Genomic DNA, 17,320 nt, shown 5'->3' on the forward strand with positions numbered 1-17,320 from the left:
AGACATTAAATCGAGCCGACGGAGTCGCCCCATGAACACGGAAACGGTGCTGCATTTCGAACGCCTGCTTCTGCCCGGCGGCTGGCGGCGGGACGTGCGTCTCGAGCTGGAAGACGGGTTGATCGTGTCGATCACGCCCGATGCCGCGCCGCAGTCCGGCGACAAGCGGCACGCTATCGGACTGCCGGGCATGCCCAACCTTCATTGCCACGGCTTCCAGCGCGGCATGGCGGGTGCCGCAGAGTATCGTGGGGAGGGCGAGGACAGTTTCTGGACCTGGCGCGAGGCGATGTACCGCTTCGTCGATCGGCTCGATCCCGAAGCGATGCTGGCTATCGCCGCGCTCGCCTACATGGAGATGCTGGAGGCGGGCTTCACCCGCGTTGGCGAGTTCCATTACCTGCATCACGATCCTTCCGGGAAGACGTACGACGATCCGGCGCGCATGGGGGCAGCGCTTGCTGAAGCCGCTGCGGAGACCGGCATCGCACTCACGCTGTTGCCGGTTTTCTATGCGCAGGCAGGCTTCGGCGGATTGCCTCCGTCGCCGGAGCAACGGCGCTTCGTTACCGACCCCGAGAGTTTCGCGAGGTTGCTCGAAGCTTCCCGGCGCGTGCTGGCAGGACTGCACGACGCGCGCCTCGGCATCGCCCCGCATTCGCTGCGCGCGGTCACGCCCGCCGCGCTGGCAGAGGTTACCGCACTCGAACGGGATGGCCCCGTGCACATTCATGTTGCCGAGCAACAGCGCGAGGTGGACGATTGCCTTGCCTGGAGCGGCGCGCGGCCGGTGCAATGGTTGCTCGACAATGCCGATGTCGGGCCCGACTGGTGCCTCGTCCATGCCACCCATGTGAACGAGGCCGAATGGAAGGGAATGATCCGCAGCGGCGCGGTCGCCGGGCTTTGCCCCATGACCGAGGCGAATCTCGGCGACGGCATCTTTCCCGCCGCCGCAGCGTTGGCAGGCGGTCTGGGCTTTGGCATAGGCTCCGATTCCAACGTCCGGATCGACATGACCGAAGAACTCCGCCTGCTCGAATATGGCCAGCGTCTCTCGCTGCGCAGCCGTAACTGCCTGACCGGAACGCGCGGGGGATCGACCGGGCGGTTCCTCTATGAAGGTGCAGTGGTGGGCGGTTCGCAGGCACTGGCTGCCCCTGCGCCGCTCGCGCCGGGATCGCCGGCAGACCTGGTGAGCCTGCGCGCCGACGCGCCCTCAATGATCGGGCGCAGCGATGATGGCCTGCTCGATGCCTTCATATTCTCCGCCGGTCAGGGCGTGATCGAGAGCGTATGGCGCCGCGGCTGCCGGATCGTGCGGAATGGCCACCATGTCCGGCGCGAGGCGATCGTCGGCCACTTCGCGCAAACCATGAGGCGGCTTGCGCAATGACGCTGCCTCTGGGTGAACGCATCCGCGCCGAAGTGGAGGCGCGCATCGTCTCGGGCGAGCTGTCTCCGGGAGAGCGTCTTCCGACCGAAGCGGAATTGATGGCGCACTACGCTTGTTCCCGCATGACGGTGAACAAGGCGCTCTCCGCGCTTGCCGCTGCCGGGCTGATCGAGCGGCGCAAGCGTGCCGGATCGTTCGTCTCGCGCCCGCGGGTGCATTCGATGGTGCTCGACATTCCCGATCTGGCCGAGGAGATCGCGGCGCGGGGCCAGAGGCATCAATACCGCCTGCGCAAGCGCGAGATCACGGAAGGTCCTGACAGTCCCTTCGGACCGGACCGCGGCCGGGTGCTTTCGCTCGCCGGGGTTCACTACGCCAACGATGCGGCCTTTGCGGTTGAGCATCGCCAGGTCGACCTGACGGCGGTGCCGGACATCGAATTCGTTGATTTTGCGGAGCAGGCGCCGGGGTCCTGGCTGCTGCGGCACGTGCCATGGGATGAGGCCGAAACGCGCATAGCGGCGGAAGGGGCGGATGCCGAAGTGGCAAGCTGGATGATGGTTGCGCCCGGAACGGCGACGTTGCTGGTCGAACGCAGGACCTGGCGCGGCAAGGACAGCATCACCTTCGTGCGCCAGCACTTTCGCGGCGATCTTTACGATCTGGTTGCCCGCTTCGGCCAGTCGGGCGCGAGGCGCAGCTAGCGATCAGGACCCGCCCGGACGCGATCTGCGCCCGGACGGGAGAGTATCGTCAGAAGCCTGCCGAGATCGAGAACAGGATTGTCGAGTCGGCGATCTTCGAACCGTCCTTCGACGAAGCGAAGTTCGGCTGCAGGTAGGCGGCATCCGAGCGCGAGATGTCGGTATCGACATAGGCGACACCCAGCGTCACCGGGCCAAGCGCGAGATCGGCGCCGAGCGACCAGTCGAGGAACTCACCGGTTGGCGCGATGCTGGTGCCGTTCGGGCCGAGGCCCGAGTTGCCGTTCGAATAGCCCAGGTGTGCGTTGAGTGTGATCGGTGTGCTGGGCACGCCCACGCTGGCATCGGACCACACGTAGACGTTGTCGGACTTGGCGCCCGGGTTGTCGGGGATGCCCGCGTTGTAGCTGGCGGCGTTGTTGTAGACCTTGCCGAGTGCCTGCTGCTTGGGAGCATAAGCGACGCCAAGGAGGAAGTCGGCCGGGCCGAAGGTGGTCGAAGCCTTGGCGTAGAGTTCTGCGAAGTCGGTGTCTGAAGCGCCGCCCGGATACATGAACCAGGTCATGCCGACGTCGAGGTTAAGGCCACTGGCGATTTCGGTGGCATAGCCGGCGTAGAGGTCGAGCTCCATGTTGGAGCCACCGAAAGTGCCCCAGCCCGAAAGGTTGGAAGTCCAGGTGCCGGCGTAGAAGCCACTTTCATGCTCGACGTTGATGCCGCCCTGGATCGCCATTTCCTCGTCGGTCTGCGAGACGCCGCGGAAGCGGTAGTCCGAGACGAGGGCGACTTCGCCCGAAACGGTGATAGGACCGGGAGCGTCCTGCGCGAGGGCAGGCGAACCCATGCCGAGGCAGGCAGCGGCGAGACCGGCAACGCCGGAAAGCAGACGAAACTTCATATTTGGAACACCCTCATGATGACTTGTGTCTTCGTGTTCCGTCCTGCGGTCACCTCGTCGCCTGTCGCTGCGTGGCGCATGCGTGTCGCGATGACTTAGCTGACACTATTGGCGAAGGTTGTCCGCAGGCTTGCTCGTTTGTGACAAAGTATTTCGCATCTGCAGCATGGAGTTTCGGGTGTCTGAATCCGGGGCCGGCATGGTGTGCAGCCGGCAAAAGAAGCGGGCGGACACGCCTGTGCGTGTCCGCCCGCAGATGGTGACCGAATGCCGAAGCGTCCGGTCACTCAGGGTCAGTTGCTTCAGGTTGCCAGCGGTAGCGGCTTCAGAATCGAGGCCGGGCCGGTCACGCGGTCCTGATGGCCGCGCTGGCGGCGGCGGGAGATCCACTCGCTGAGCGTTTCCGCGGTTGTGTGGTCCATCGCCCGCACCCGGTCGAGGTCGAGGTGGACCGGGCGGTCGGCGGGCTGGCGTTCCAGCACCGCATTGAGCCGCGTCAGGCCGAGGAACGTTGCCGCACCGTGCAGTTCGAGACGCGGGCCGGCCTCGTCCTCGTGCTCATGGACCTTGAGGCCGAGGTTGCGGCCGTGGGGCAGGAGCTCGACCAGCGAGAGGCCGAGGCCGACGAGCACGCCGGTCAGCAGGTCGGTGGTCACCACGAGGATGAAGGTCACCGCCCAGATTGCCGCGGGCAGGTACCCGTGGGCCTTGAGCAGGTGCTGCACGTGCTTGAGGCTGACGAGGCGCCAACCGGTGACGACGAGCACGCCGCCCAGTGCGGCCATGGGTACTTCGCGAAGCAACCAGGGCAGCAGCGCGATGAAACCGAGGATCCAAGCACCGTGCAGGATCGTCGAAAGGCGGGTCTTGGCGCCGGCCTGCACATTGGCAGAACTGCGTACGATCACGCCGGTCATCGGCAGCGCGCCAACCATGCCGCACAGGAAGTTGCCGATGCCCTGCGCCCGCAGTTCCTTGTTGTACTCGGTGCGCACGCCGTCATGCATGCGGTCGACAGCAGCGGCCGACAGCAGCGTTTCGGCGCTGGCGATGAATGCGATCGCCACGGCAGCGACGATCAGACCCGGATTGGCGAGCGGGGCGAACCACTCCATGCTGGTCGGCAGTGCGAAGGCCGAACCGATCGAGGCGGGGACCTCGATCCGCGCGACGCCAAGGCCCATGCTCCAGGCAACCGCCGTTGCGGCGACGACGCCAAGCAGGGCTCCGGGGACGAGAGCCATCGACTTGGGGCGCAGCTTTTCCCAGCCCAACATGACGCCGATGGTCAGCAGGCCGAGGCCCAGCGCCATTTCGGTGGCCGAAACGCTGGAAAGGTCGAGACCCAGCACGCGGGCGGGCATCATCGCGATGTTCTCCAATCCGCTCGACATCGGCTTGGCGTCGAACAGGATGTGGAACTGGCCGATGACGATCAGCGCGCCGATACCGGCAAGCATGCCGTGGACCACGGCCGGGCTGATGGCACGGAACAGGCCGCCCATCTTGAGGGCGCCGGCAACCAGCTGGATTACGCCGGCCAGAAGCAATACCGGGCCCAGCGCCTCGAGCCCGTTCTCGCGGACGAACTCGAAGACGATAACGGCAAGGCCAGCGGCCGGGCCACTGACCTGCAACGGCGAACCGGCGAACAGACCGACGACAATGCCGCCGATGATACCTGTGACGAGGCCCTTCTCGGGCGGTACGCCCGAAGCGATGGCAATGCCCATGCACAATGGCATTGCCACGAGGAAGACCACGATCGAGGCCGTGAAGTCTCGCGCGAAAAAGGCAAATGGCCCAGCTCGCGTTTCGGCGGCGGCGGTACTCATTCCGCGGCCTCGGCGAGTTCGGTAGCGATGCGGGTGCGGGCCTTGAGCGCGACCGGAAGCTCGCGGTCTTCGCGCAGGGCCACGAATTCGCCGGTATCGCCGTCGAGGCCGAGGACCTGGCCGGCGTGAATATCGACGAACCAGCCATGTAGCGACATTTCGCCGCGGGCGATGGCCGCTGCGACCGAGGGATGGGTGCGCAAGTGGGCGATCTGCGCGATCACGTTCTCGAGACTGATGGCGCGGACGCGCTCCTGCTCGCCGAGCTCGGGGTGGCAGGTGCTCACGATATGCTCGGCCGCCGAGCCGTGGCGCAGCCAGGCAGCGACGTTGGGCATCTTGTCGAGGCCGACCGGATTGCTCAGGGCCTTCATTGCGCCGCAGTCCGAGTGGCCGCACACGATGATGTCACGCACGCCGAGGGCGGCAACGGCATATTCGACAGTGGAGGATACGCCGCCGTTCATCGTTGCGAAGGGCGGGACGATGTTGCCGGCGTTGCGGCAGACGAAAAGGTCGCCGGGCTGGGCCTGCATGATCTGTTCGGGGACGATGCGCGAGTCCGCGCAGGAAACCATCAGCGCCTTGGGCTCCTGGCCATGGGTGGCCAGCTTGCCGAACAAGTCGCTGCTGGCAGGGAAGATCGTCTTCTCGAAACTGAAGACGCGACCGATCAACTCGTTCACGTTGCTTACCTTTCCTTGGGTAGAATCGCCCTGCGGGATTTCCCCTCAGGTTCTGCTCAAGAGCTAGGTGGCGCGCTTGTCCGTCATTGTTCGCAAACGTTACGAAGTTTTGCTGCGTTGCAGCGCTCTGCTATTTCGGCGCAAGCGGCAGGCGGATCGTCGCGCGCAGGCCACCCTCGGGACGATTGCGCAGGTCGAGCGTGCCGTTCTCAGCGCGCACGGCCTTCTGGACGATCGGCAGGCCCAGGCCCATGCCGGCTGTATCGCGACTGCGCGCCGTATCCAGACGCACGAAGGGCTGGAGCGCGTCGGCGATGCGGTCTTCGGGAATACCGGGGCCATCATCCTCGATGACCACCTCCGCGCCATCGCCATCGCGCCGCACGTTGACCCGGACGTTGCCGCCGTAGTGGATGGCGTTCTCGATAAGGTTGGAAAGCGCGCGGCGGATCGCCACCGGACGGGCCTTGATGACGATGCCAGGAGTGCCCTCGAACGTGGCATCGGCGCCATGGTCGCCAGCGGTATCGACCAGTGTTTCGGCCATGATCGAGAGATTTATCCGCTCGGAAGGGATCGTTTCCCCGCCATTGTCGATATAGGCCTGGATCGATTCGATCAGCATGCGCATCTCTTCGATGTCGTGGGAAATCCCTTCGCGCACCTCGGGGCCGATGCTGACGTCATCCAGGCGCAGTCGCATGCGCGAAAGCGGTGTCTTGAGATCATGACCGATCGCCAGCATCGTCTGGGTGCGATCGACCAGCGACTGGTGAATGCGTTCCTGCATGTCGTTGAGCGCGCGGATCAACTGGCGCATCTCGTCCGGGCCGCGTTCGGGCACCGGCTGGGGTGGCCCCGAGCCCAGTTCCCGGGTTGCACCAATCACCGAACGCAGCGGTTTGAGCGTCGTGCTGAGGAGTGCCCAGGCGAGGGCCATCAGCAGGAGTGTCGGCAGGATGAGGCTGAGAATGCGCCCGACTGTCAATTTCCACGCGGCATTGGCGTGTGTGTGGAACTTCAGGAGGCTGCGGTCTGACAGCAGCACGGAACCGCCGATGTTGCCCTTGCCCGGCAGTTCCTCAAGGTGCAGTTCGATGTCGCCGGTGGCAAGGGCAGGTTCGATCTCGACGACTTGCGCGCGCAAGTTGGCAAGGCCAAGCGAACCGCGTTTGCGGTCAGTCGGAGGCGACCATTCGAGAGAGAAGCGGTCGGTGCTCAGTGCATTGGCTATGGCGCTGCGCTCCATTCCCGGAGCGCGCTCGATGGCGCGCGTCGCCAGCACGAGGTTCTCGGCAATCCGCTCGGCATCGTCACGTCGCAGTTCGAACGAGTTGACCCGCTCGAACAGCACCGTGTTGGCGATGATGTCGACGATGAGGACGAGCAGGAGAACGGCAAGCAGGCGCTCTGGCAGGCCAAGGCGCCGGAACAGTCCCATGCCGCTCTGGAGCATCAGGAACGGGTCACTTCCGCCCTGAACATGTAGCCGACGCCGCGCACGGTTACGATCGGCGACTCTTTGTCTTCAGTCTGGAGCTTGCGGCGCAGTCGGCTGACAAGGACGTCGATACTGCGATCCGAGCTGTCTCCGATACGTGAGCGTGACAGTTCCATCAGTCGCTCACGCCCCAGCACGCGCTGGGGATAACCCAGGAAGGTAGAGAGGAGGTCGAATTCCGCTCCGGTCAGGTCGACCATGACGCCATTCGGCGCGCGCAGTTCGCGACGCGCGAGCGAGACCTGCCAGCCATCGAAATAGAGCACTTCGGGCGCACGGCCGTCGGCCGGGCTCTCGATCGCGCCTTCATAGCCGCCGCGGCGCAGGACCGCGCTGACGCGGGCCGCGAGTTCGCGGGTGCTGAACGGCTTGGCAAGATAGTCGTCCGCACCCAGTTCAAGCCCGAGCACGCGGTCTTCCTCGCTGCCCCTGGCGGAGATGAAGATGATGGGAATGTCGCTTTCGCGGCGCAGGCTGCGGAAAAGGTCGAAGCCGCTGGTGCCCGGAAGCATGATGTCCAGCACGATGAGCTGGACCGCGGTTTCGCGCAAGGTGACCCACATCTCCGCCCCCGTTGCCGCGGTCAGCACGTTGAAGCCGCTCTGGCGCAGGGCCCGGGCGGTCAATGTGCGGAGCGCACCATCGTCCTCGACGAGAAGAATGGTGGGAGGCGTGGTGATCATGGCGTGGGGGGATCTGATTCTGTGTGCGAACGTCATCGTCTCTTGCATGTTGCCATGTAAATAGGAAGACCGGTGCGGTCAGGCAAACCGCACCGGCTCAAATAACGGGATGTTCGGATCAGCCCGACGTGTGAGGCAGGGCTTGGCGCACGGTCTCGACCGCATGGAGCAGACCCGCTGCCTCTGCAGGAGCAAGGCCGCCCCTGATCGACTTGCCGTCCTCGGCCTTGAACTTGAGCTGCCACGGCGAACGGCTTTGCGGCCTGTAGCCTTCGGCGATCTCGCTCACGACATTTTCGGGCAGTTCGAAGACGAGGCGGGTGTGGCGGTTGCACTCCCGGTGGATGGCGTCGACGGATGGGCAGTCCTCCTTCCACTGATCGGTGACGAGCAGGTCGGCCTGGGCGATCTGACCGCCGGCTTCATACTTCACGCCGACCACGCGCGGGGCCGGACCGGGGTGGACCAGCTCATGCCAGACCTGCCAGCGTACTGCGCCGGACTGACGATCGACGAGCGCGCGCAGGTGGACGTCGCGCGCATGGGCGCCGCCGATCGAGCGACCACGGTCCCATGCTTCGCGGGTCGAGACGACGACGTGGGGGGTGGCCGGATCGTCGTGTACTTCGACGCGCTCGCGCACCTCGTCCGGAGTGAGCTGCGCGAGGCCGGTCGGCAGCCGGTCGTAGGCCAAGGCGGAACCTGGCCAGGCGATCGGCGCTAGCACCATCGCCAGAGGGAGGAGCGAACGAGCGAGGGTCATTGCGCGCTCTTTTCTCCGGTTGCCTCAATCGCGAAATCGGAACGCGGCGTTTCGTTCTGCGCCTTTACCAGACGGTGGCGGCACGTGGGGTTCTTGGTCGGGTGCGCGGCGCAGGAAAGATTTGCCTGTTCGTTTCTGTTTGTTTCCGCGTCATTGGCGCGCCGCATGCCGATCACACCCTTGGCTTTCAGCATGGGACGGTGCGGAAAAGCCTCGGCGGCCGGTGCTACATCCACGCAGGCAAGGGTTGCCGATGAGCAGGATGCGCCCGGGTTTGCGAGGGTGGAAATCGCGAAAAGCGCTGCGGAAATCATTCTGTGCTCCCATGTGGAATCTCGATGGTTCCTGATTGGGAGTTCTTCGTGTCCTGGTTCCTTCGTCTCTGTGACGAATTGTTTCCGGACACAATTTTCGGAAATGAACGGGAAAGGCTTCGCTTGCGAAGGGAAGGGCCGCCACGCGGCTTGCGGACGGCTCAGCCCTTGGCGACAACTGCCGTGATACGGTCCGCCAGATCATCGAGATCGGCACGCGCCGTTGCGGTTTCGCCGGGTCGGTCGACGAGGCATTCCTCCAGCTTGCGCGCTGCCGCGCCCAAATCGGGAAAGCCCATTGTCCCGGCCATGCCGGCAATCTTGTGAACGATTGCGATCACTTCGGTGCGCGAGGCATCGTCTCCGAGCTTCGGGCGAAGCTCGAGGAGGGCCGGGAGATTGCCGTGCAGGCGCTCGATGAAGCGCAGGCGCAGCGGGGTTAACCGGTCTTCGAGGTCAGACACGGTCGACCAGTTCATGGACCTGTTTTGCCAGCGTCATTGCGTCGAAGGGCTTGGCGATCACGCCCAACGCGCCAAGCGATATCAGGCGCTGTCGTTCGTGTTCCTGCGCCCGTGCGGTGATGTAGACGATCGGCAGGCGGCTGCCGAAGCGTCGCCTGATCTGCGCATGGGTGGTCGGCCCGTCCATGTCGGGCATCATCATGTCGAGCAGTACGAGATCGGGCGTCCAGCTTTCCAGTATGGTCAGGGCTTCCGCGCCCGAACCGCAGGAACGCACATGAATCCCCGGATCGATTTCGAGCGCGATGGTTGCAACTTCGCGAAGGTCGGGCTCGTCGTCGACATAGAGAATTTCGATGGTCATGCGACGGTTTCCTGGGTGCGTGTGGGGGAGGTTAGGCTTTCGACGATGGCGACGAGCGCGCCGATCGGGGTGCGAGCCTTGGTGAGACAGGCATCGACCGATCCTGCGGTTTCGGGATCGGCATCCTGCGCGGAGAAGATCACGACCGGCAGCAGAGGTTCCCCGTCCCGGCGCAAGTCGGGAAGGAGGGCACTGCCGTCGCCATCGGTCAGGGTGAGGTCGAGGATCGCGAGGTCGAACCGGTTACTCGCAAGTTCGCGCCGCGCCGCGGCCAGGCTGTCCACGGCAACGACATTCGCGCGTCCATCGAGGGCCTCCGTGACGATGCGGGCGATGTCGGGATCGTCCTCGAGATGGAGAATACGCGGACGCGCGCCATCGAGAACGCGGCTGGCGGCATCGACGCTGTCGATCAGGCGGCCCACTTCGATGGGCTTGCGCAGCCAGTCCAGCACCAGCGCAGCATCGCCTTCCAGTTCGCGGGAACCGGTCTTGCCGCCCAGCGCAAGGATCGGTGTGCCGCTGTGTCGCGCCGTTTCGCGGACCATGCGGATGATCTCGATGCCTGCGCCGACCGACAGGCCCATGTCGACCACGATGCCGTCATAGTTTGATGAGGCGAGCGCCGCGCGCACTGCCTGTACATTGCCGACGAGGCTGACCGTGTATCCGGCGCGGCGCAAGGCTTCGGTAAATGCGCTGGCAGCACCGTTGCCGCAGACGAGCAGGCCCGCTTCCTGGCCTGGGGTTCCGCGCCCGGGCCCGTCGTGCAGGGCGGGCAGGTCGACGTGGAAGCTCGTGCCCTTGTTCAGCTGGCTGTCGAAACTCACTTTGCCGCCAAGGCGCTGGACGATCTCGCGCACGATCGACAGGCCGAGGCCGGTTCCGCCCTTCTGCCGGGTGTCGGAGGAGTCCGCCTGCGCGAACTTGCCGAAGATGCGGCTGCGGAATTCTTCGGGAATGCCATGTCCTTCGTCGGTGAAGGAGACGCGGTGATACCTGGCTCCGGGAGAGACGGTGACGGAAACCGTCCCGCCGTTGGGCGAGAACTTGATCGCGTTCGACATCAGGTTGGCGAAGACCTGCGCCAGCCGGTCGGCATCGGCCCTGACCCACACGGGCACCTGGGGCGCCTGAAGCGCCAGCTTGACGCCGTAGCCATCGGAGAAGCTGCGGTTTTCCTCTATCGACGTCGCCAGCGCCGCGCTGAGGTCCAGCTCGCTGTTGTGGAACGGCATGCGGCCGGATTCCATCTTTTCGATGTCGAGAATGTCGTTGATCAGACGCACGAGGCGATTGGCGTTGCTCTGCGCGATCGAGATGAGCCGTCCCGCGCGCTCGCCCAGTTCGCCTGCGGCCCCCCCGCTGAGCAGGCCCAGAGAGCCGGCGATCGAGGTAAGCGGCGTGCGCAGTTCGTGGCTGACGGTCGAGACGAATTCCGACTTGAGCTGCTCTACCCGCTTGCGTTCGGTGATGTCGCGAATGACCGCGACGTAACGCAGTCCCTCGTTGAGGACCATTGCGGAAAGCGCGATCTCGATGGGAAACTCCGTGCCGTCCTTGCGCCTGCCGACGATTTCGCGCGCCGTTCCGGCACCGTCGCTCGACAGGTGCATTTCGCGCAATTCCCGGGCGAACTCGCCGATTGCCGGCTGGCTGGCGAAAAGCATGCCGACGTCGCGCCGGTCGAGTTCGACTTCCCGGTATCCGAACAGGCGTGTGGTCGCCGCATTGGTGGTTTCGATCGAACCGCTGGGGTTGAGGGTGAGAATGCCGTCCATCGCGTTCTCGAGCACCGCCTGGCGGCGCAGCGATACGTCTTCGAGCTGGATCAGCGCCTGTTCGCGAGCGCGCAGGGTGCGCAAGATCGCGATGCCGGCAATGATCAGCAGGGCCAGAAGCAGGAACAGCAGGCTGAAGGTCACCTGACGCAGGGCCGAGATCGCCTGCTGCGACCGTGCGGAAACTTCCGTGAGCCTGTCATTCTCGCGCTTGAGGAGACTGGTGATGTGGCTCCGAATACCGTCCATCAGCCGCTTGCCCCCCTTGTTGCGGATAAGGGCGACGGCGCCGGCATTGTCACCTGCTTGCTGCAGGGAGATGATGCGGTCGGTGAATTCGCGTTTGTCGTGCGAGAGCTCGGAAATGGCAGCCAGTTCGGTGAGGTCCTCGGGCTGACCGGCAAAGGCACGGCGAAGCGCAGGTTCGATCCGGCCTAGTTCGCGGGTGCCCTTGTCGAAGGGCTGGAGGAATTCGGGGTCGCCGGTCAGGACATAGCCGCGGCCTCCGGTTTCGATGTCCTGATGCGCGGAAAACACCGAAAGAATGAGGTTGCGCTTCTCCTGCGTCTCGGCCTCGGCTGCGGCGAGCCGGTCGGTTGTCTGCACCTGTTCCTGCAGCAGCAGCGCAACGCCGCCGATCAGCAGCGGCACGATCAGGGCGATGATCTTTGCAATGCGCTGGCGCCAGCTCTCGCGTCGTGCGGCCACCGAAGCTGAGAGAGATGCCTTCACTTGGCGGCGCTCCTCTGGAAATCGTAGAAGCTCCCGAATGCCATGAGTGCCGGAACAGGCCGCGGCACTGGCGCGGCGGGTGGGCTAGAATACGCGGCTGACACCGAGAGCCACGTAAGGTTTGACGTTGCGGCCCGCCTGGTCGGTAATACCGCCCGAGACGAGGCCCTGCCATTGGCCGGTAATGCGGGTCGAGACGAAGCCGCCAACGCTCCTGCGGGTATAGCTGCGATCGCCCTGTATGCCCCCTTCGACGCCGATGCGCGTGTCGCTGCCGCCGTCGACCAGCGGGCCGAAGCGGGCCTGCGTGATGTAGGCGCGGTCGTTGATGCCCAGCGAGCCGAACCAGGTAAGACGCCAGGCATTGCCGAGCGCACCGTCGGTCTGAACTGCTGCATCGATCCTCGTGCCGCGCATGCGGTTGCCCGGATCGTCGGGCTTGAGGCTGGTGTCGGTGAGGCGCGGGCCGGCCGAGAAATTGGCCCAGCCCCAGTCGCCCGAGGTCTGGTAGACCAGCGCGACTTCGGCATTCACATATGTGGCGTCGATGCGCTGGCCATTCGCTTCGTAGCGGTATTTTCCGCCGCCGCCACCCGCGCGCAGGGCAAGTCCTTCGCCAAGGCGCGCGCCGGGCAGGGCCACGACCGCGCCGGCATAGCCGTTCGCGCCATCGCCCACCGATCCTCCGGCATAGGCAACGCCCGAATCCTGCGCGAGAGCAGGGACGGAAAATGCGAAAGTGCCGGCCGTAACGAGCCCTGCAGTCAGGAATTTGTTAGTGATGTTCATTCGGCATTCGATCCTGGTCGGCCGTGCCCCCGGCATTCGGAAAACACTGGCTCATTGCGGAACCTACCGAGAGTTGTTTGCCAAAAGGTAACCATTTCCGAAGATAATTTCCGGACGCTTTCGCAGTTTCCGGATCCGATGCAGAACTTCCCAGCCAGCCCCGTGCGCTATCATCTCGAAGTGCTTGTCGTCGATGACGACGACCTGATGAGCGACGTTCTGGCGGCACATCTCGAAGCGCTCGGCTGCAAGGTCGCTTCGGCGGCCAGTGGCGAAGAAGCGCTGGTACTGCTGGCAGGCAAGCCCGTCGACCTGCTCGTCACCGACTGGCAGATGCCGGGGATGGACGGCCTCGAACTCGTGCGGCAGGTTCGCGCCGGGCGCAGCGAGGACAGTTACCTGCATGTCGTGATGATGACCGCACGCAACGACGAAGTGGTTATCCGCAGGGCGATGGAAGCGGGCGTCGACGATTTCTTCTTCAAGCCCTTTGAGCAGGTCCAGCTTGAACTCGCAGTACAGAGCGCCCAGCGCAATCGCTTGCTTCATCGCCGCCTGCAGCGCCGCAACAGCCTTCTCGAAGTAGCCCATCGCCGCACCCAGGAGGCCCTTGAGCGGGTTCGGGCCGACCTTGACGCGGCGACGGCGCTGCATGAGCGCCTCCTGCCCACGGAAGGACTCGTAGGGGCGCTCAATTTCCGCCACCTCTACCGCCCTGCGGCCATGCTCGGCGGCGATTCCATCGGCGTATCGCCCTTGCGAGAGGGCGGAGCGCTGTTCTTCCTGATCGACGTGCGCGGCCATGGCGTGCCCGCAGCGCTCGATTCCTTCCATCTGCACCACCGCATCAAGCAGCTTCGCCCGACGTCGCCGCGCGATCTCGCCCAGTCGCTCGAAGCGATCAACCGCGAGATCCTCGACCGCGGTGACGAGAGCTATGCGACGATAGCCTGCGGCCTCGCCCGACCCGAGCGCGAGGAGTGCTGGATGGTCTGCGCCGGCCACCCGCGCCCCCTGATCGCGATAGACGACAAGGTCCTGATCCCCGAAGTCGATTACGGAATGCCGGTCGGCTGGTTCGACACGGCATCGTGGAAGCCGACACGCTTTGACTTCCCTCCCGGTGCGCGACTGGTGCTATATTCGGACGGCGTCACCGAATGCAGCAACAGTGCGGGGCAGGAGTTCGGCGTGGACAGGCTGGTACGGACACTGGCGAGCAATGCCGGAAAGCGGATACGCGATTTCGTGGGCGCCTTGGAACTGGGCCTGCTCGCAAGGCGCTCGAGCGCCGGCTTCGAAGACGACATCTCGCTCCTCGTGATTGAGAACAAGATTCCGGAGATACAATCGGCATGACGGGCAACACGCAGATCCTGAGGATCCTGATCCAGCATCCCAGGCTCGATGCCGCGGCAGCGCCGGCCTTTCGCGACGAAATGGCGGGGACTTTCGCAAACCGTCCCGAGCGCGTGCTGCTCGACCTTGGACAGGTCGAATTCATCGACAGCACCGGCCTTGGCGTGCTCGTCTCGCTGATGAAGCAGATGGGACCGGGCGGCAGGATCGCCGTGGTCGGCGCCAATGCGGCGGTGCGTCGCCTGTTCCAGATCACGCGGCTCGATACGCTGTTCGTGATCTGCGATACCGAAGAACAGGCAGATGCCACTCTCGGCTGACCGGCCCGGCGTCATCGCCATTGCGGCGAACCTCGCAGAGGTCCGCCGACTTGCCGCTTTTCTCAAGGAATTTTGCGTCCGTGCGGGAGTGGTTGAAGCCGCTTCTCTCGATCTCGAACTGGCGCTGGTCGAGGCCGCGAACAACGTCGTCGAACACGGCTACACGAATACCGGGCAGGGCGAGATGACGCTGGAGGTCAGCCTTGCAGGCGACGAATTGCGCCTGGTTCTGACTGACGGTGGCTCGCCGGTTCCGGAAGGGTACTTCAGCCAGTGCCGGGTGGTCGATCTCGACGCCACCCATGGGCGCGGTTGCAACATCATTCAGGCCTGCGTCGATGAGATAGACTATGTCAGTGCGGGGGGCTTCAACCGCCTCACGCTGGTAAAACGACTTCAGTCCTGAATCTTGTCGAGTGCCGTCGCCGCATCCTTGATCGGGGCGGCGTGATCGGGCGCCGGCTTGCCGGCTTCGCGCTGGAGGTTGCGATCCTCGATCTGCACGACGAGAGCTCCGGCGACGATCAGTACCACGGCGGTGATGATGTGGCTGCGGCCGCGGCGCAGGTTCTCGCGAATGCTCATGCCACGCTCTCCAGCTTTGATGTTTCGTCCTCCGGCTTCCAGAAGGCTGCGCGCACCATGATCGACATGGCAAGGATATTGTTGAGGCCCCACAGACCGTTGGCGATCAGCCCGCCAAGGCTGTAGCCGCCGCCGACAGTGAAAAGCCGGAGGGCGCACCAGGCGAAGCTGAACAGTGTTGCCGCCATGATCGCAATCTGGGGCCAGACAAGGCGCAGGTGATTGCCTTCCTGCCGCTGCTTGGGCGTGACCGGGAAGGAGATCTTCCTGCGCCGCACGACTGCCCACAAGGCGCGCAGCGATATCGGGAAGCTGGCGAGATAGGAGACCTTGCCCTGGAACCCGGAGAGACCCCAGGTGCCCATCAGGAACGCCAGCTCGTTGAGGACGAGAAACGGCATCGCGCGCATGAAGAAGTCGCCGGTATAGGCACTGACCGGCGGGATGGCGGTGGTCATGTAGATGATCGGCGCCAGCAGGAAGACGAGATTCCACAGCGCACCGAGGTACGACCAGAAAGTCGTGAGATACATGACCCGCTGCGCCATCGACATGCCCGGGCGCGTTACCGGGTTGTCGTGAAAGAAGATGTCGAGGCTGCCGCCTGCATACTTGAAGCGCTGGACCGTCCAGGCGAGCAGGTCCTGCGGCGAGAGCATCTTCGATTCCACTTGCGGATGCAGCACTGTCTTCCAGGTGCGCTCCTTGTCCTGGTGAAGGACGATGGTCGAATAAATGTCTTCCGAAACGTGGAACTTGTAGGGCGTCAGTTCCTGTTCCTGCGCGGCCTGCCAGCGGGCGAGCGCGTCTTCGTCTGCATTGCGGGGGCGCAGCAGGCGCGCAATGCGCGAGCGCGCATTGGCGGGGTCATGGGCGATCGCATCGGCGTAGGCGCGCAGCGCGACGAACATGACCGCCTCGCGCCGGTGGATCGACCCGGCCCCGCAGCAGAACGCCGCGTTCCAGGGATTACGGCGGCGCTGGATGATATCGTAGAACATCGCCGGATCGTTGGCGAAGGGATCCTCTCCGACCCGGATTTCGCCGAAGACTGTCTCGATCGCCTTGCCGAGCAGTCGTCCCGGCGATCCGGCGTGGCGGCCCCAGACGTCTTGCAGCCGCTCGCCTTCGGGGATGTCGTAGAACCATTGCGGAGTCTGGACGATGGCGACGTCGGGATCGCGAAAGTAGCCCAGCGTATGCTCGAGCATCGTCGGGAAGGGTCGGGTGTCGGCATCGCAGATGACGATGAAGTCGCCGCTCGTGCGCTCCATTGCATTGCGCAGGTTGCCCGCCTTGAATCCTGCATTGTTGTCGCGGGTGATGTAGCCGACGCCTTCCTCTTCGCAGACCCGTTGCATGTCCGCGCGCCGGCCGTCGTCGAGGACATGGATGCGAAAGTCTATGGAGTGGGGGTAGGCGACCTGCCTCGCATCGCGGATCGAGAGGCGGGCGAGTTCCACGTCCTCGTTATAAGTGGCGATGAACAGGTCGACGGAAACGGGACGATCGACGGCTTCGCCTTCGCGCACGCATTCGGTGATGGAAGCAGGCGGTTCCCGGCGCGGATAGTCGCGCGTCTTCCACAGGTTGGCCGTGAAGAGGAACAGGCCGAAGTAGGCGCAGGTCTCGGCCACGACCATCGGGATCGCGAACCACAGTGCGTCCATGTTGAGCGAACTGGTCCAGCGCCACCAGATGTAGACTGCACCGGCGACCAGGGAACAGATCGCCAGGAACTGCCATATCAGTTCGACGCTGCGAGATTGTGGCAGGGGCGCGGGCGGACGCCGGTTCTCGAACTTCGTAAAGTAGAAGTCTGCGCTCACGTTTGCCCCGTTTGCCTTGATCGCCCGGACCATGCTCCGGAACGGGCGTAAATATCTAGGGCAAGGGCTTGTAATGTCCACGAGTTTGGAGGCCCGGCAGACTCGCTTATCGACGAACCGATTGCGCTATTGGAACGGTTCGTTGAAGTTAACTGCGATGTAGTCACTTGCAGTTATCAGTTATATAACTGTGCGAAAGTGTCCGGAGTGCTTGCCATTGCGCGATGCGAAGGCGTATTGTCGGGCATCAATCGAAGCCTTGGGGGCAACCCCGAGCTGAGATTTTGACTGACCGCGCTTTCGCTTACCGGCAATGC

18 protein-coding genes are annotated in these 17,320 nt (G+C 64.4%); 5 read left to right on the forward strand and 13 right to left on the reverse strand.

Annotated features, from left to right (window positions below; translation table 11 throughout):
• Nucleotides 1-31 precede the first annotated feature (31 nt).
• Together B5483_RS00855 and B5483_RS00860 are read left to right on the forward strand one after the other, a co-directional pair.
• Nucleotides 32-1,396 (forward strand): formimidoylglutamate deiminase, encoded by a 1,365-nt coding sequence (locus B5483_RS00855; protein WP_079729195.1) that lies wholly within the window; start codon nt 32-34, stop codon nt 1,394-1,396.
• Nucleotides 1,393-2,100 (forward strand): histidine utilization transcriptional repressor HutC, encoded by a 708-nt coding sequence (locus tag B5483_RS00860; protein WP_054946714.1) that lies wholly within the window; start codon nt 1,393-1,395, stop codon nt 2,098-2,100. Before B5483_RS00855 ends, B5483_RS00860 begins: the two co-directional genes overlap by 4 nt.
• A 49-nt stretch (nt 2,101-2,149) precedes the next feature.
• Here B5483_RS00860 and B5483_RS00865 read toward each other — a convergent pair whose 3' ends face one another.
• The 11 genes from B5483_RS00865 to bcsS form a co-directional block, all read right to left on the reverse strand.
• Entirely contained in the window at nt 2,150-2,998 is an 849-nt protein-coding gene (locus B5483_RS00865; protein ID WP_079729196.1) for a TorF family putative porin, read from the reverse strand.
• A 302-nt stretch (nt 2,999-3,300) separates the two neighbouring features.
• A complete protein-coding gene (locus tag B5483_RS00870) occupies nt 3,301-4,833 on the reverse strand; it encodes a SulP family inorganic anion transporter (protein ID WP_079729197.1) in 1,533 nt (510 codons plus the stop codon).
• Nucleotides 4,830-5,519, reverse strand: coding sequence for a carbonic anhydrase (locus B5483_RS00875; RefSeq protein WP_054946717.1), 690 nt, complete (start codon nt 5,517-5,519; stop codon nt 4,830-4,832). The genes B5483_RS00870 and B5483_RS00875 overlap by 4 nt, the downstream gene beginning before the upstream one ends.
• A 130-nt stretch (nt 5,520-5,649) precedes the next feature.
• Nucleotides 5,650-6,975: an ATP-binding protein gene (locus B5483_RS00880; RefSeq protein ID WP_079729198.1), complete on the reverse strand. Its 1,326-nt coding sequence runs from the start codon at nt 6,973-6,975 to the stop codon at nt 5,650-5,652.
• Nucleotides 6,975-7,703 (reverse strand): response regulator transcription factor, encoded by a 729-nt coding sequence (locus B5483_RS00885; RefSeq protein ID WP_054946719.1) that lies wholly within the window; start codon nt 7,701-7,703, stop codon nt 6,975-6,977. The genes B5483_RS00880 and B5483_RS00885 overlap by 1 nt, the downstream gene beginning before the upstream one ends.
• A gap of 118 nt (nt 7,704-7,821) precedes the next feature.
• Nucleotides 7,822-8,466 carry a hypothetical protein gene (locus tag B5483_RS00890; RefSeq protein WP_054946720.1) on the reverse strand — a complete coding sequence of 215 codons (645 nt, stop codon included), beginning with the start codon at nt 8,464-8,466 and terminating at the stop codon, nt 7,822-7,824.
• Entirely contained in the window at nt 8,463-8,780 is a 318-nt protein-coding gene (locus B5483_RS00895; protein ID WP_054946721.1) for a hypothetical protein, read from the reverse strand. The genes B5483_RS00890 and B5483_RS00895 overlap by 4 nt, the downstream gene beginning before the upstream one ends.
• Before the next feature lie 161 nt (nt 8,781-8,941).
• Nucleotides 8,942-9,244 (reverse strand): Hpt domain-containing protein, encoded by a 303-nt coding sequence (locus B5483_RS00900; RefSeq protein ID WP_176167928.1) that lies wholly within the window; start codon nt 9,242-9,244, stop codon nt 8,942-8,944.
• A complete protein-coding gene (locus B5483_RS00905) occupies nt 9,237-9,608 on the reverse strand; it encodes a response regulator (RefSeq protein ID WP_079729199.1) in 372 nt (123 codons plus the stop codon). The genes B5483_RS00900 and B5483_RS00905 overlap by 8 nt, the downstream gene beginning before the upstream one ends.
• The gene (locus tag B5483_RS00910; RefSeq protein ID WP_079729200.1) at nt 9,605-12,121 is read right to left on the reverse strand and encodes an ATP-binding protein; all 2,517 of its coding nucleotides are present in this window, start codon (nt 12,119-12,121) and stop codon (nt 9,605-9,607) included. The genes B5483_RS00905 and B5483_RS00910 overlap by 4 nt, the downstream gene beginning before the upstream one ends.
• A gap of 84 nt (nt 12,122-12,205) precedes the next feature.
• Nucleotides 12,206-12,910 (reverse strand): cellulose biosynthesis protein BcsS, encoded by a 705-nt coding sequence (gene bcsS / locus B5483_RS00915; RefSeq protein WP_079729201.1) that lies wholly within the window; start codon nt 12,908-12,910, stop codon nt 12,206-12,208.
• A gap of 138 nt (nt 12,911-13,048) precedes the next feature.
• Between bcsS and B5483_RS00920 the strand changes: the two genes are divergently transcribed.
• Genes B5483_RS00920 through B5483_RS00930 form a run of 3 tightly spaced genes read left to right on the forward strand, consistent with a single transcriptional unit; the run spans nt 13,049 to nt 14,995 of the window.
• A complete protein-coding gene (locus B5483_RS00920) occupies nt 13,049-14,269 on the forward strand; it encodes a PP2C family protein-serine/threonine phosphatase (protein WP_079729202.1) in 1,221 nt (406 codons plus the stop codon).
• Nucleotides 14,266-14,589 (forward strand): STAS domain-containing protein, encoded by a 324-nt coding sequence (locus B5483_RS00925; RefSeq protein ID WP_079729203.1) that lies wholly within the window; start codon nt 14,266-14,268, stop codon nt 14,587-14,589. Before B5483_RS00920 ends, B5483_RS00925 begins: the two co-directional genes overlap by 4 nt.
• Nucleotides 14,573-14,995 carry an ATP-binding protein gene (locus B5483_RS00930; protein ID WP_079729204.1) on the forward strand — a complete coding sequence of 141 codons (423 nt, stop codon included), beginning with the start codon at nt 14,573-14,575 and terminating at the stop codon, nt 14,993-14,995. The genes B5483_RS00925 and B5483_RS00930 overlap by 17 nt, the downstream gene beginning before the upstream one ends.
• Here the strand turns inward: B5483_RS00930 and B5483_RS00935 are convergent.
• Nucleotides 14,986-15,174 (reverse strand): hypothetical protein, encoded by a 189-nt coding sequence (locus tag B5483_RS00935; RefSeq protein ID WP_079729205.1) that lies wholly within the window; start codon nt 15,172-15,174, stop codon nt 14,986-14,988. The genes B5483_RS00930 and B5483_RS00935 overlap by 10 nt on opposite strands.
• Nucleotides 15,171-17,003 (reverse strand): glycosyltransferase, encoded by a 1,833-nt coding sequence (locus tag B5483_RS00940; protein WP_245828772.1) that lies wholly within the window; start codon nt 17,001-17,003, stop codon nt 15,171-15,173. Before B5483_RS00940 ends, B5483_RS00935 begins: the two co-directional genes overlap by 4 nt.
• Nucleotides 17,004-17,320: the final 317 nt, after the last annotated feature.

Source organism: Novosphingobium mathurense, assembly GCF_900168325.1.
Classification (GTDB): domain Bacteria; phylum Pseudomonadota; class Alphaproteobacteria; order Sphingomonadales; family Sphingomonadaceae; genus Novosphingobium; species Novosphingobium mathurense.

Coding starts and splice junctions, on each gene's coding strand:
- B5483_RS00855 (WP_079729195.1), top strand. CDS start 32: ATGAACACGGAAACGGTGCTGCATTTCGAACGCCTGCTTCTGCCCGGC.
- B5483_RS00860 (WP_054946714.1), top strand. CDS start 1,393: ATGACGCTGCCTCTGGGTGAACGCATCCGCGCCGAAGTGGAGGCGCGC.
- B5483_RS00865 (WP_079729196.1), bottom strand. CDS start 2,998: ATGAAGTTTCGTCTGCTTTCCGGCGTTGCCGGTCTCGCCGCTGCCTGC.
- B5483_RS00870 (WP_079729197.1), bottom strand. CDS start 4,833: ATGAGTACCGCCGCCGCCGAAACGCGAGCTGGGCCATTTGCCTTTTTC.
- B5483_RS00880 (WP_079729198.1), bottom strand. CDS start 6,975: ATGCTCCAGAGCGGCATGGGACTGTTCCGGCGCCTTGGCCTGCCAGAG.
- B5483_RS00885 (WP_054946719.1), bottom strand. CDS start 7,703: ATGATCACCACGCCTCCCACCATTCTTCTCGTCGAGGACGATGGTGCG.
- B5483_RS00890 (WP_054946720.1), bottom strand. CDS start 8,466: ATGACCCTCGCTCGTTCGCTCCTCCCTCTGGCGATGGTGCTAGCGCCG.
- B5483_RS00895 (WP_054946721.1), bottom strand. CDS start 8,780: ATGATTTCCGCAGCGCTTTTCGCGATTTCCACCCTCGCAAACCCGGGC.
- B5483_RS00905 (WP_079729199.1), bottom strand. CDS start 9,608: ATGACCATCGAAATTCTCTATGTCGACGACGAGCCCGACCTTCGCGAA.
- bcsS (WP_079729201.1), bottom strand. CDS start 12,910: ATGAACATCACTAACAAATTCCTGACTGCAGGGCTCGTTACGGCCGGC.
- B5483_RS00920 (WP_079729202.1), top strand. CDS start 13,049: ATGCAGAACTTCCCAGCCAGCCCCGTGCGCTATCATCTCGAAGTGCTT.
- B5483_RS00925 (WP_079729203.1), top strand. CDS start 14,266: ATGACGGGCAACACGCAGATCCTGAGGATCCTGATCCAGCATCCCAGG.
- B5483_RS00930 (WP_079729204.1), top strand. CDS start 14,573: ATGCCACTCTCGGCTGACCGGCCCGGCGTCATCGCCATTGCGGCGAAC.
- B5483_RS00935 (WP_079729205.1), bottom strand. CDS start 15,174: ATGAGCATTCGCGAGAACCTGCGCCGCGGCCGCAGCCACATCATCACC.